The organism is Streptomyces rectiviolaceus, assembly GCF_039533825.1.
In the GTDB taxonomy this organism is placed as follows: Bacteria; Actinomycetota; Actinomycetes; order Streptomycetales; family Streptomycetaceae; genus Streptomyces; species Streptomyces rectiviolaceus.
Genome location: NZ_BAAAUG010000009.1, coordinates 32,873 through 45,162, shown reverse-complemented (window position 1 = coordinate 45,162; position 12,290 = coordinate 32,873). Strand labels below are relative to the sequence as shown.

At 71.2% G+C, this 12,290-nt stretch carries 13 protein-coding genes; 7 read left to right on the top strand and 6 right to left on the bottom strand.

The annotated features are described in order from the left end of the window. Positions 1-114: 114 nt before the first annotated feature. Positions 115-297, top strand: coding sequence for a DUF6243 family protein (locus ABD378_RS00890; protein WP_344518288.1), 183 nt, complete (start codon positions 115-117; stop codon positions 295-297). Positions 298-469: 172 nt separating this feature from the next. Next, positions 470-1,312: a dimethylargininase gene (gene ddaH, locus ABD378_RS00885; protein WP_344518287.1), complete on the top strand. Its 843-nt coding sequence runs from the start codon at positions 470-472 to the stop codon at positions 1,310-1,312. Here the strand turns inward: ddaH and ABD378_RS00880 are convergent. The 3 genes from ABD378_RS00880 to ABD378_RS00870 all read right to left on the bottom strand — a co-directional run bounded on the left by ABD378_RS00880 (position 1,309) and on the right by ABD378_RS00870 (position 4,954). Continuing rightward, complete coding sequence (locus ABD378_RS00880; protein ID WP_344518286.1) at positions 1,309-2,310, bottom strand: small ribosomal subunit Rsm22 family protein; 1,002 nt, start codon at positions 2,308-2,310, stop codon at positions 1,309-1,311. The two genes, ddaH and ABD378_RS00880, sit on opposite strands and share 4 nt — an antisense overlap. A 161-nt stretch (positions 2,311-2,471) precedes the next feature. Beyond that, entirely contained in the window at positions 2,472-3,641 is a 1,170-nt protein-coding gene (locus ABD378_RS00875) for a serine hydrolase domain-containing protein (RefSeq protein WP_344518384.1), read from the bottom strand. Further along, positions 3,596-4,954: a Bcr/CflA family multidrug efflux MFS transporter gene (locus ABD378_RS00870; RefSeq protein WP_344518285.1), complete on the bottom strand. Its 1,359-nt coding sequence runs from the start codon at positions 4,952-4,954 to the stop codon at positions 3,596-3,598. Before ABD378_RS00870 ends, ABD378_RS00875 begins: the two co-directional genes overlap by 46 nt. Before the next feature lie 105 nt (positions 4,955-5,059). On the opposite strand from ABD378_RS00870, the gene ABD378_RS00865 reads away from it, so the two are divergent. Then, positions 5,060-6,061: a Gfo/Idh/MocA family protein gene (locus ABD378_RS00865; RefSeq protein ID WP_344518284.1), complete on the top strand. Its 1,002-nt coding sequence runs from the start codon at positions 5,060-5,062 to the stop codon at positions 6,059-6,061. Between the two features lie 28 nt (positions 6,062-6,089). Here the strand turns inward: ABD378_RS00865 and ABD378_RS00860 are convergent, their stop codons facing one another. Next, positions 6,090-7,724: an alkaline phosphatase D family protein gene (locus ABD378_RS00860; protein WP_344518283.1), complete on the bottom strand. Its 1,635-nt coding sequence runs from the start codon at positions 7,722-7,724 to the stop codon at positions 6,090-6,092. Positions 7,725-7,857: 133 nt separating this feature from the next. Between ABD378_RS00860 and ABD378_RS00855 the strand changes: the two genes are divergently transcribed. The 3 genes from ABD378_RS00855 (at position 7,858) to ABD378_RS00845 (ending at position 10,393) form a co-directional block, all read left to right on the top strand. Next, entirely contained in the window at positions 7,858-8,721 is an 864-nt protein-coding gene (locus tag ABD378_RS00855) for an SDR family oxidoreductase (RefSeq protein WP_344518282.1), read from the top strand. Positions 8,722-8,883: 162 nt separating this feature from the next. After that, complete coding sequence (locus tag ABD378_RS00850) at positions 8,884-9,351, top strand: lamin tail domain-containing protein (RefSeq protein WP_344518281.1); 468 nt, start codon at positions 8,884-8,886, stop codon at positions 9,349-9,351. A 115-nt stretch (positions 9,352-9,466) separates the two neighbouring features. Then, complete coding sequence (locus ABD378_RS00845; protein ID WP_344518280.1) at positions 9,467-10,393, top strand: PhzF family phenazine biosynthesis protein; 927 nt, start codon at positions 9,467-9,469, stop codon at positions 10,391-10,393. Positions 10,394-10,476: 83 nt separating this feature from the next. Here ABD378_RS00845 and ABD378_RS00840 read toward each other — a convergent pair whose 3' ends face one another. Continuing rightward, the gene (locus ABD378_RS00840) at positions 10,477-11,499 is read right to left on the bottom strand and encodes an aldo/keto reductase (protein WP_344518278.1); all 1,023 of its coding nucleotides are present in this window, start codon (positions 11,497-11,499) and stop codon (positions 10,477-10,479) included. 116 nt (positions 11,500-11,615) lie between these two features. Next, positions 11,616-11,939, bottom strand: a complete 324-nt coding sequence (locus ABD378_RS00835) for a nuclear transport factor 2 family protein (RefSeq protein WP_344518277.1) — start codon at positions 11,937-11,939, stop codon at positions 11,616-11,618. 160 nt (positions 11,940-12,099) lie between these two features. On the opposite strand from ABD378_RS00835, the gene ABD378_RS00830 reads away from it, so the two are divergent. Continuing rightward, positions 12,100-12,290: DoxX family membrane protein (locus ABD378_RS00830; protein WP_344518276.1), on the top strand; the 191-nt coding region annotated here is incomplete at its 3' end.

Here is a 12,290-nt window from a genome sequence, read left to right as displayed (position 1 = left end):
GCCGAGACGTACCGTCTCGATTTCCCTTGACAAGACGGACCGTCTCGTTCAAAGTAATCACATCGAAGCGAGACGCGACGTCTCGTGGGAGGTTCTCGATCCGGAGGTACAGACATGTCACGAGGCGGAGCAGGAAACATGCTGGGCGTGGGCGGTACGCGCACCAACCTCTCCCGCAAGGCGCTGCGCGGCGGGGCCCGCGGCGGACAGGTCGGCGGCGGGCTCAGCCCGCAGGCGCAGAAGCGTGAGCTGCTGCGCAAGCTGCAGGAAGGTCGCTCGGCGCGCGGCGAGTCATGAGACGGGGACGTCGACGGCACCGATGGTGTCTTGACCATCCGCAGACCCGGGTTGACCACTCGCTGAACCACCCGTTCAGATCACAGCGCGAGGGCTCCTCAGACCGCACCATGAACAGCAACTGCCCCACTATGGGCAGTAACTGACCACCGCGGTACGTGAGGAGCCCTCGTTGAGTCGATTTCCTCGTCGCGCCACACCCCGGCGCTATCTGATGTGCTCACCCGCACACTTCAAGGTCACGTACTCCATCAACCCCTGGATGGATCCATCGAAACCGGTCGACGTCCCGCTGGCCGTCGCCCAGTGGGAGGACCTGCGCGACCGCTACCGCTCGCTCGGCCACACCGTCGAGGAGCTCACCCCGCGCCCCGGCCTGCCGGACATGGTCTTCGCCGCGAACGGCGCGACCGTCATCGGGGGCCGCGTGCTCGGCGCGCGGTTCGCCTATCCCGAGCGCGGCGACGAAGCGGTCGCCCACCTGGAGTGGTTCCGGGAGCACGGCTTCACGGACCTCCATGAACCCACCCACATCAACGAGGGCGAGGGCGACTTCGCCGTCACGTCCTCGTACGTCCTTGCCGGACGCGGCTTCCGGGCCAGCCCTCTGTCGCACGGGGAGGCGCAGGAGTTCTTCGGCCGCCCGGTCATCGGACTCGATCTCGTCGACCCCCGCTACTACCACCTGGACACGGCGCTCGCGGTGCTCAGCGACACGGGGGACACGGGGGACACGACCGACGACGTCATGTACTACCCGCCCGCGTTCTCGCCGGGCAGCCAGGCGGTCCTGCGGCGCCTCTTCCCCGACGCGCTGATCGCCGATGAGCCGGACGCGGTGGCCCTGGGGCTCAACGCGGTATCGGACGGGCTGCACGTACTGCTCCCGCAGGCCGCGGTCGGCCTCTTCGCGCCACTGCGGGAGCGTGGCTACGAACCCGTCGGCATGGATCTGGGCGAGCTGCTCAAGGGCGGCGGCAGCGTGAAGTGCTGCACGCAGGAGCTGCGCGCCTAGGGGGTGTCCTCCTGGTGGGGCGGCCAGGCGTCGCCCCACTCCGCGTCGCGGGCCGCGCGGTACAGCGGGCCGTGGCGCTTGGTCACCGTCTCGCGGTGCAGCGTCTCGTCCGCCGCGCACAGGTCGAGCAGGACCAGGCCCTTGCGGATCTGCGGCTTGCGTACGACGCGGTTGGCCGCGGGCTCCGTGTCGAAGCGGACGGCCGCCACATAGCTGAACTTCTCGTCCTCGTACGCCAACGAGCCGCCCTTGACCTGCCGGTGCAGGGAGGAACGGCTGACGCGCGCCGAGAAGTGGCACCAGTCCTCGCCGGGCACGATCGGGCAGGCGGCACTGTGCGGGCAGGGCGCGGCGATCCGGAAGCCCGCGGCGATCAGCCGGTCACGGGCCTCGATGACGCGTGCGTAACCGTCGGGGGTGCCGGGCTCGACGATGACGACGGCCTGCGCGGCGTCGGCCGCCGCGTCCACGACCGAGCGCCGGTCGTCCTCCGTCAGCTCCTTGAGGACGTACGACACCGTGACGAGATCAGTGCTCTCGATGCTGAGCGCCGATCCGATACGAGAGCGCTGCCACTGCGCCGCCTTCAACCACGGGTTCGCGGCGGCGAGTTCACGCCCCAGGGCAAGGGCGGGCTCGGCCCAGTCAAGCACTGTCACCGGCCGCTCGCCGTCCCAGGTCGCACTCACCGCCCAGGTCGCCGCGCCGGTGCCACCACCGACATCCACATGACTGCCGGGCACCCACCCGGCGGGCGCCGCGTCCGCGAGGGCACCGAGCGCGGAACGCACCGCCTCGAAGGTCGCGGGCATGCGGTACGCGGCGTACGCGGCGACGTCCGCGCGGTCGCGCAGGATCGGGGCGTCGGTCGGGGTGAGCCCCCGGTAATTGGCGATCAGCCGGTCAACGGCTTGCGCGGCCTGCTTGGCCGGAAGCCCACCGAGCAGCCCCGCAAGGGCGGCGCGGAGGTTCTCGGCGGGGGAAATCGGCACGTTCACCCCGTGATTCTACGGGCGCCCGAAGGGGCGCGGGGAACTGCGCGCCAAGCCCCCACCGGGCCCGCAGGTGACCAACAAGCGCACCACCCCAGGGGCGCGGGGAACTGCGCGACAAGCCCCCACCGGGCCCGCAGGTAAATCCCGCCCCCAGCGAAAAGCACTCAGCGGGCCGAGCGGGCCAGCCTCGTCGCAGCCCGTGCCCTAGGTCCGCTGTCAGCCGACCCGCGGCGCGGGTGAACCGTATTGGCCAGGAGGATCAGGAACGTGTCCGTGGCAGGGTCGAGCACCAGCGACGTCCCGGTGAACCCCGTATGCCCCGCCGCCCCGCGCCCCGCAAGCTCCCCCATGAACCACGCCTGGTCAAGGCCGAAGCCGAGCCCCGGCGGCGTAAGCATCAGCTCCACGAAGTCCGGCCCGAGGATGCGCGCCGTACCGTACGAGCCGCCGCACAGCAGCGCGCGGCAGAACACCGCGAGGTCGCGTGCGGTGGAGAAGAGCCCGGCGTGGCCCGCGACGCCGCCGAGCGCCCAGGCGTTCTCGTCGTGCACCTCGCCCCGCAGCATCCCCCGGTCGGCCTTGGCCCAGGGCCTGCGCTGGTCCTCGGTGGCCGCGGCGTCGGGGCGCGGCCCGAAGCCGGTGGCCGCCATGCCGAGCGGCCGGGTGATGCCCTCGCGTACGAGGACGTCGAGCGGGCGGCGCGTGATGCGCTCCAGGACGTGCTGGAGGAGCAGCATGTTCAAGTCGGAGTAGACGTAGTCACCCGGCAGGCTCGACGGGGCCTCAGCCCGCAGCGCGGCGAGGCGCGCGGCGTCGTCCGGGCAGTCGTAGAGGGGGAGTTCGGGGCGCAGACCCGAGGTGTGCGTGAGCAACTGCCGCACCGTGATGCCGTGCTCGGCGGCCGCCCTGAACTCGGGGACGTACGCGGAGACCAGCGCGTCGATGCCGAGCGTGCCGCGCTCCAGCTGCTGCATCGCGGCGACCGTCGTGAACAGCTTGGTCAGCGATGCCAGGTCGAAGGGCGTGCCGGTGCGGGTCAACACCTGCTCGGCGGGCGGCAGTTCGACGCCCGCGTCCTTCTCAGGGTCGTACGCGGCGTAGCGCACCGCACGGCCCACCGCCTCCTCCACGGCGATCACCGGGCCCCGCCCGGCGAGCACGACGGCGCCCGCGCACCAGGGCCGCTCGCCGCGCGTCAGTGCGCGCACCTCGCGCACGAGGTGGGCCATCTCGTCCGTGTCGAGCCCCGCACGGTCCGGTGTCCCGGCGCGCAGCAGGCGTGGCGCGGTCAGTGGTCCGTCCCCTCCCGATTCGGCCTGGCCGAGTGCTGCCAGGGGCGGCACAGTCCCAAGAAGCAGCCGATGGCCGCAAGGCCGCAGACCAGCTGGACGACGGCCATCGGCACGGCCGTCGCCTCGCCCGCGATGCCCACCAGCGGCGACGCGATGGCGCCGACGAGGAACGAGGACGTGCCGAGCAGCGCCGACGCGGAGCCCGCGGCGTGCGGGGTGCGCATCAGTGCGAGGGCGTTGGTGTTGGGCATCGCGAGGCCCATCGCCGACATCAGGACGAAGAGCCCGGCCGCGACGGGGAACAGGCCGACGTCGCCGAAGACGCCCGAGGTCATCAGGAGCAGCGCGGTGGCGGCGAGCACGATGACCGTCAGGCCGAAGGCGAGCGCCTTGTCGAGGCTGACCCGGCCGACGAGGATCTTGCCGTTGATCTGGCCGACGACGATCAGGCCGACGGAGTTCACGCCGAAGAGCAGGCTGAAGGTCTGCGGGGACGCGCCGTAGATCTCCTGGATGACGAACGGCGAGGCGGAGATGTACGCGAAAAGCGCGGCGAAGGCGAAGCCGCCCGCGATCATGTAGCCGGTGAAGACGCGGTCGGCCAGGAGCGACTTCATGGTGCGAAGCGCCTCTACGGTGCCGCCGCTGTGCCGCTTCTCCGGGGCGAGCGTCTCGGGCAGGCTCCGCCAGACCACCACCGTCAGGGCGATGCCGATCACCGTGAGCACGGCGAAGATGCCGTGCCAGTCGGTGAAGCGCAGGACCTGGCCGCCGATGAGGGGCGCGACGACCGGGGCGACCCCGGAGATCAGCATGAGGGTGGAGAAGAAGCGGGCCATCTCCACGCCGTCGTAGAGATCACGGACGACGGCGCGGGCGATGACGATGCCCGCGGCGCCCGCGAGGCCCTGCAACAGGCGGAAGGCGATGAGGAGTTCGGCGGTGGGCGCGAACGCGCAGATCGCGGTGGCGAGGATGTAGACGAGGAGCCCGATGAGCAGCGGTCTGCGCCGCCCCCACTTGTCGCTCATCGGCCCGACGACGAGCTGCCCGAGCGCCATGCCGGTGAGGCAGGCGGTGAGGGTCAGCTGCGCGGTCGCGGCGGACGTGTGCAGGGAGCGGGTGACCTCCGGGAGCGCCGGCAGGTACATGTCCATGGAGAGCGGCGGGACCGCGGTGAGGCCGCCGAGGACGAGGGTGACGAGGAGGCCGGTGCGACGCCGGGCGGTGAGGTCCGCGGGGGCGGGGGAGGCTGAGGCGGGGGCGGCTGAGGCGGGGCCCGGTACCGGCGCCCGGGACTGCCGTATGAGGGGGGCTTCGGACCCACTCGTGGTGCGGCTGCCGTGCTCCGGCATGCGGATTCCTTCCCGATTAGGCGTGCGATTACCTATGCTCTCAGCTCAGCTGTGCTGGTTGAGACCATTTCCGCGGTACGCGCGGTACGAACAGGGGCCCCAGTGGTGGAAGACAACCGTGAGCCCGTGCGCTGGGGCATCCTCGCGACGGGCGGGATCGCCGCATCGTTCACGGCGAACCTCCTCGACATGCCGGACGCGGAGGTCGTCGCGGTGGCATCGCGGACCGACGCTTCGGCGAAGGCGTTCGCCGAGCGGTTCGGAATACCGCGCGCGTACGGCGAGTGGGGCGCGCTCGCCGAGGACAAGGACGTCGACGTCGTGTACGTGGCGACGCCGCACGCGTCGCACCGGGCCGCGGCGGGCCTCTGCCTCGACGCCGGCCGCGCGGTGCTCTGCGAGAAGGCGTTCGCGCTGAACGCGCGCGAGGCGCGGGAGCTGGTGACGCTCGCCCGGCAGCGGGGCCTCTTCCTGATGGAGGCCATGTGGATGTACTGCCATCCGCTGGTCAGGCGGATGAAGGCGCTGGTCGACGACGGGGCGATCGGTGAGGTGCGCACCGTGCAGGCCGACTTCGGGCTCGCGGGGCCCTTCCCTCCCGCGCATCGCCTCCGCGACCCGGCGCAGGGCGGTGGCTCGCTGCTCGATCTCGGGGTGTACCCGGTGTCGTTCGCGCAGCTGCTGCTCGGGGAGCCTTCGGGGGTGACAGCGAGAGCGACGCTCTCGGATGAGGGCGTTGATCTCCAGACGGGAATGCTGCTCTCGTGGGAGAGCGGTGCTCACGCTTTGTTGCACTGCTCCATCAATGGGGGCACCCCCGTCACCGCGTCCGTCACCGGTTCGAAGGGCCGCATCGACGTCCCGAACGGCTTCTTCTTCCCCGAACGCTTCGTGCTGCACCGCGACGGCCGCGACCCCGAGGAGTTCACCGCCGTCCCCGAGCACGGCCCCCGCGACAGCCTCAAGCACGAGGCCGCCGAGGTCATGCACCGCCTGCGCGCGGGCGACACCGAGTCCCCCCTCGTCCCCCTCGACGGCACCCTCGCGGTGATGCGGACCCTGGACGCGGTGCGGGAGCGGATCGGGGTGCGCTACCCGGGCGAGTGAGCGCACCCCTTGGGTCCTCCGCCGCGGATTACGCGGGCTTCAGCCCCGGGTTCCCCGACTCCGTCACGAAGGACGCAGCCGTGGTGATCGGCGCCCCGGGCGTCGTCACCGCCGACACGGTCTTGAAGTCGGCGCGCGCGGACTCCTGGCCCAGGTCGACCGTCACGTACCCGCGCCGCCCGTTGTAGAACTTCAGGTGTGGGTTGGCCTTGGTGTAGGTCTCCCAGTTCGCGGGCTTGTCGGCGCCGTCCTTGCCGCTGGCGATGGACGTCGCCACGATCTCCGTACCGACCGTCCTGGACGCCTGGTCGTCGAAGTCGGCCTTGATGTCGAAGGCGTACCCGACGTGCACGTCACCGGTGAGCACCATCAGGTTGTCGATCCCGGAGGACTTCGCCCCGGCGAGGACCCGCTGCCGCGACGCCCGGTAGCCGTCCCAGGCGTCCATCGAGAGCTTGGCCTCCGCGTTCAGGTCGAGCCGCCGCTCGGAGAACGTGACCTGCTGCGGCACGACGTTCCACAGCGCCCGCGAGCCGCGCCAGCCGTTGATCAGCCAACGCTCTTGCGCGCCGCCGGTGATGGTGCGCGCCGGGTCGTCCGACTCCGGGCCCGGGACGTGGGCCTTGTCGCCGTACGCCTGGTCGGAGCGGTACTGCCGGGTGTCCAGGATGTCGAACTGGGCGAGCCGCCCCCACTTGACGCGGCGGTAGAGCTGGAGGTCGGGGCCGCTCGGCTTCTGCGGGCTGCGCAGCGGCAGGTTCTCCCAGTACGCGCGGTAGGCGGCGGCGCGGCGCACCAGGAACTCGGCGGGCGGGTTGCCGTTCTCGTCGAGGTCACCCGCGTAGTTGTTCTCGGCCTCGTGGTCGTCCCAGGTGACGACGAAGGGGTGCGCGGCGTGCGCGGCGCGCAGATCGGGGTCGGACTTGTAGAGGGCGTACCGCAGGCGGTAGTCCTCCAGCGTCTGCGTCTCGCGGTTGTAGAGGGCGGGCAGGGTGCGGTCGGTGTAGTTGCGGGCGCCGCCGACCGCGTTGACCGCGTACTCGTAGAGGTAGTCGCCGAGGTGGAAGACGACGTCGACATCGTCCTCGGCCAGGTGTTTGTACGCGGTGAAGTAGCCGTCGTGGTACGCCTGGCAGGACACGGCAGCGAGAGTCAGGGAGCTGACCTTGCTGTCGGCCGCGGGGGCAGTGCGGGTCCGGCCCGTCTCGCTGATCCACTTGCCCGCCTTGAAGCGGAAGTAGTAGGTCCGTGCGGCGTCGAGGTGGCCCACCTCGACGTGCACGGTGTGGTTGAACTCGGGGTGGGCGGTGGCGGAACCGCGTCTGGCGATACGGCGGAAACGGGCGTCGTGGGCGAGCTCCCACTGGACGGTGACGCGCTCGGCGGGCAGACCGTTGCCCGGTTCGTACGGGGCCGGGGCCAGACGGGTCCAGAGCAGGACCGAGCCGGGCTGCGGGTCGCCGGATGCCACGCCGAGCGTGAACGGATCGTCGGCTATCTTCCGCGCGTCCAGCTCGGCGGCGCTCGCGGCGCCCGCCGTCGGCAGGTTGGTGGCGAAGGCGAGCGCGGCCGCGGCACCGGTGACGGTGAGGAAGCGACGGCGTCCCAAGTGACTGGCGGCGGCTCGGAGTTCGGCTGTGTCCTGCTGGCCTGCGGGTGTCATGTGGCCCTCCCCTGACGATTGGTGTCACGGGCATGCAAGTGGTGAGGGAAGGCGCGCGACTGTCGCGTACACAACAGCCGCATGGCGGGACGATGATGTCCGCGTGGACGGGCCTCCCGTACGCTGCGGGGCCATGAACGCAGAGCTAACTGGGCATTCGACCGGGAATCCGACCGGGCAGATGAAGACCGCCGTGGTGACCGGCGCGGGCTCCGGAATCGGCAGGTCCGTGGCGGTGGAACTGCTGCGGGCCGGCTGGTCCGTGGCGCTCGCGGGGCGCCGGAAGGAGACACTTGAGGAGACGGCGGCGATCGCCGCGGGAGTGTCGGAGGGCGCCGCGGTGCGGCCCGTCCCGCACGCCGAGGAATCCACCGAGGTGAACGCCCCGGCCGAGACCGACGCCCTGTGTGTGCGCACCGACGTGTCGCGGCCCGAGGACGTGGCCGCGCTCTTCTCCGCCGTGCGCGACCGCTTCGGCCGTCTCGACCTCCTCTTCAACAACGCCGGCACGTTCGGCCCCGGCGGCGTCCCCGTCGACGAGCTGGAGTATGACGCGTGGCGGCACGTCGTCGACACGAACCTCAACGGCGCCTTCCTGTGCGCGCAGGCGGCCTTCCGTCAGATGAAGGAGCAGGACCCGCAGGGCGGCCGGATCATCAACAACGGCTCCATCTCCGCGCACGTACCGCGCCCGCACTCCATCGCGTACACGGCGACGAAGCACGCGCTGACCGGCCTGACGAAGTCCCTCTCCCTGGACGGCCGCCCCTACCGGATCGCCTGCGGCCAGATCGACATCGGCAACGCGGCGACCGACATGACCGAGCGGATGCGGACCGGAATCCTGCAGGCCAACGGGGAGTTGGCGCCCGAGCCGGTGATGGACGTGTCGGACGTGGCACGGACGGTGCGCCATATGGCGGAGCTGCCGCTGGAGGCCAACGTGCAGTTCGCGACGGTGCTCGCGACGAACATGCCGTTCGTCGGGCGGGGTTAGCCGCCGGCGCCTTTCGTGGCCGACCGTGACCCGTCACTCACGGTCGGCCCACATTTCCACAAACGGAATAGGACGCACCGCGTCAATTACGCGCATCACCCCCCGTATGCTCAGCGTGCCCTCCACGAGAACTCCATATTCAGAGCACACTCGGAGCACACCTTGCGCATACGTTCCGCGGCCCCGGCCGTCCTCGCGGCCGCCGCACTCGCGGCCTCTCTGCTCGCCGCGTCCCCCGCGACCGCCGCCGCGCGCCACCAGGGCGGACTGCACCTGGGGTACATCCAGTTCGACAGCCCGGGCCGTGACACCCGCTCCAACTCCTCGCTGAACGCGGAGTGGGTGAACATCCACAACAGCTCCGGCTCGGCGGTCCAGCTCAAGGGCTACAAGCTGAAGGACAACACCGGCTACACGTACACCTTCGGCAGCTACAAGATCGGCTCCGGCAAGACCGTCAAGGTCCGCACCGGCAAGGGCACCAACGCGTCGGGCGTCCGCTACTGGGGCCGCGGCTCGTACGTATGGAACAACACCAGCGACAAGGCCCGCCTCATCAAGCCGAGCGGCTCGCTCAAGGACTCCTGCTCCTGGACGAACAGCAACCCCGGCTACAAGAGCTGCCACTGACGGCCCACATGCCACTGTGAGGGGGCAGGGGGGACAGGGCAGCCGCTCCGTGACGGCCGGGCCGCGCCGGGGAACCGCGGGAATGACCGGGGTCGCGGAACGGTTGCCCTGCGACATGACGACGAATTCGGCAAGCGCCGCCTCTCCTGACGTCCTGCGGTACACCGCGTTCTCGACCGACCCGGCGGGCGGCAATCCCGCCGGGATCGTGCTCGACGCCACCGGTCTCGACGACGCGGTGATGCTGGGGATCGCGGCGGAGGTGGGGTACAGCGAGTCGGCGTTCCTGATCCCGGCGGCCGGTTCCGGCTCCGGCTCCAGTTCTGGCTCTGGCTCTGGCTCTGGCTCCGGCGATGGGGGCCGCTCCTTCGACGTGCGTTACTTCAGCCCGCAGGCCGAGGTCTCCTTCTGCGGCCACGCGACGGTGGCGGCGGCGGTCGCGCTGGCCGAACGGGGCAGCGGCGTGGGCGACTTCGTCTTCTCCACACGGGCGGGCACGGTGCCGGTGACCGTGACCGACGTGGACGGCACCCTGCGGGCCACGCTCACCAGCGTCGAGCCGCACGTCGACGAGGTCTCGGCGGCCGACCTGACCGAGGCCCTGGCCGCGCTCGACTGGCCGGCGGGCGACCTCGACCCGGCGCTGCCGCCCCGCATCGCCTACGCGGGCGCCCGCCACCTGATCCTGGCCGCCGCGACCCGCGCACGCCTCGCCGACCTGTCGTACGACTTCGAACGCCTCGCGGCCCTGATGCGCCGACTTGACCTGACCACGGTCCAACTGGTCTGGCGGGAGTCGAAGTCGACCTTCCACGCGCGCGACCCGTTCCCGGTGGGCGGAGTCGTGGAGGACCCCGCCACGGGCGCCGCGGCGGCCGCCTTCGGCGCGTACGCCCGTGAACTGGCCCTGGTACCAGCCGAGTCGGAGCTCACCCTTCACCAGGGCGCAGACATGGGCCGCCCCGGAGTACTCACGGTGAGCCTGCGGGAAGGGGACGAGAGGGTGCGGGTGAGCGGGTCGGCGGTGCGGATCGCGGGGTAGACCCCCCGCGCTCCCCCACTCCCTCTCGCGGGGGCCTTCCCCGGGCCCCCGCTCCCCGCGCTCCCCCCTAGACGCCAGGCGAATTACTCCCCGTCCACCCCGCGCGCCTCCCCCAGGATCCGCTCGACCTCGCCCAACTCCCCCTCGGTCAGCGGCCCGTACTCCAGCGCCCCCACGTTCTCCTCGACCTGCGCCACGGTCCGGAAGCCCGGAACAGGCACCGTCAGCGGGCTCCGTGCCCAGAGCCAGGCGAGGGCGCCCTGCGCGAGGCTCCGTCCGCCGCCGGTCAGCACGGACCGCACCGCGTCCACCCGCCCGAGCCACTCGGGGTCGGCGCCACCGCCCGTTCCGAAGCCCGGCAGCCAGGCGGGCGGTGCGCTGCGGATGTCGCCGGCCCCCGGCACGCGCCCGCCGCTGAACTTCCCGGTCAGTAGCCCCATCGCCAACGGACTCCGCAGCACGCTCGCAAGACCGAGCTCCGCGCAGAGCGCCAGCATCTCCGGCGCGTCCTGCAGCACGTTGCAGCGATGCTGCACCGCCGCACAGTGCGGCCCCTCGGCGAAGAGCGCCGCGCGGGCCGGGTCGTCCGTGCTCCATCCGTACGTCCGGATGAGCCCCTCCCGCACGAACTCCTCGCAGGCGTCCCGCAGTTGCGCGGCCCGCTCCGGTTCCGCGTCGCCGATGTGCAGCTGATAGAGATCGATGTGATCCGTGCCGAGCCGCTTCAGCGAAGCGGTCAGCGCACGGCGCGCGTACGCGACCGAGTCGTCCGCGCCCCCGACCGCGGTCCGCGTCTCCTCTTGGAAGAGTTTCCCCCACTTGGTGGCGATGACGACGTCGTCCCGCCGCGCGCCGAGAGCGCGCCCGAGGACGCGCTCGCTGTGCCCGGTCCCGTAGTTGTCCGCGGTGTCGAAGAAGTTCACGCCGAGGTCGACGGCACGCCGGATCGCCCGCACCGACTCCTCGTCGTCGACCGCGCCCCAGCCGTACGGTTCACCGCCGGGCCCCGACCACTCGCCGCCGATGGCCCAGCAGCCGAGGCCGAGCGCGCTGACCTCGATGCCGCTCCGCCCCAATGTCCTGCGTGCCGTACGTGTCGTCTCCATGCCCACGGACGCTAGGAGTTGAAGCGCACGCGAAGGCAAGACCTCCCGCGAACCGCATCACTCGGTGCTGCTCCAGACCTGCTTCAGACCTGCTCCAGATCTGGAGCAGCCCTGCTTCAGGCCTGACCCGTCTCGAACCGGGAGACCTTCCCGCCGTCGACGGTGAACCGCCACTTCGTCCGCATCTCCCCCCACGTGTCGTTGCGGTACGAGACGATCAGCACGAGCCCGCCGTCCGACTCGTTCTCCACGTCCATGTGGCCGTTGGAGGAGAAGATCTCGCGGTCCGTCCACTCGGCGATGTTCCGTTCGGAGCCGTCGTCGGACATGGTCGCGTCGGGCGTGAGGACGGCCTGGAAGGCGGCCTGGTCGTGGGAGTTCACGGCGCTGACGAAGGCCCGGACCGTCGGGTCCGCGAGGCGGTTTACCTGAATGCTCATGCACCCACGGTCACATCGGCCGCCCCACCCCGCCACCGGACGGGGTCACTCGTACGGCCGACTGAGCGAGGTACGCGGCGTTGCTCTGACGGACGGTGGGGTGACGAACATGCCCGCCCCCACCCTCTCACCACCCGCTCTGACCCCAGGAGACAGCGCCATGACCCGTTCCTGCTTCGACCGCCGTGACCTGGGCCTTCTCCTGCTCCGCGTCGGAACCGGCGGCGTCCTCGCCGCGCACGGCGCGCAGAAGCTCTTCGGCTGGTTCGGCGGCCACGGCATCGAGGGCACCGGTGCCTTCATGGAGTCCATCGGCTTCGCGCCCGGCAAGGCGAACGCCGTCATCGCCGG

Excerpts from the sequence above, each read along its gene's own strand:
- ABD378_RS00890 (WP_344518288.1), top strand. The coding sequence starts at position 115 with ATGTCACGAGGCGGAGCAGGAAACATGCTGGGCGTGGGCGGTACGCGC.
- ABD378_RS00870 (WP_344518285.1), bottom strand. The coding sequence starts at position 4,954 with ATGCCGGAGCACGGCAGCCGCACCACGAGTGGGTCCGAAGCCCCCCTC.
- ABD378_RS00860 (WP_344518283.1), bottom strand. The coding sequence starts at position 7,724 with ATGACACCCGCAGGCCAGCAGGACACAGCCGAACTCCGAGCCGCCGCC.
- ABD378_RS00855 (WP_344518282.1), top strand. The coding sequence starts at position 7,858 with ATGAACGCAGAGCTAACTGGGCATTCGACCGGGAATCCGACCGGGCAG.
- ABD378_RS00845 (WP_344518280.1), top strand. The coding sequence starts at position 9,467 with ATGACGACGAATTCGGCAAGCGCCGCCTCTCCTGACGTCCTGCGGTAC.
- ABD378_RS00840 (WP_344518278.1), bottom strand. The coding sequence starts at position 11,499 with ATGGAGACGACACGTACGGCACGCAGGACATTGGGGCGGAGCGGCATC.
- ABD378_RS00835 (WP_344518277.1), bottom strand. The coding sequence starts at position 11,939 with ATGAGCATTCAGGTAAACCGCCTCGCGGACCCGACGGTCCGGGCCTTC.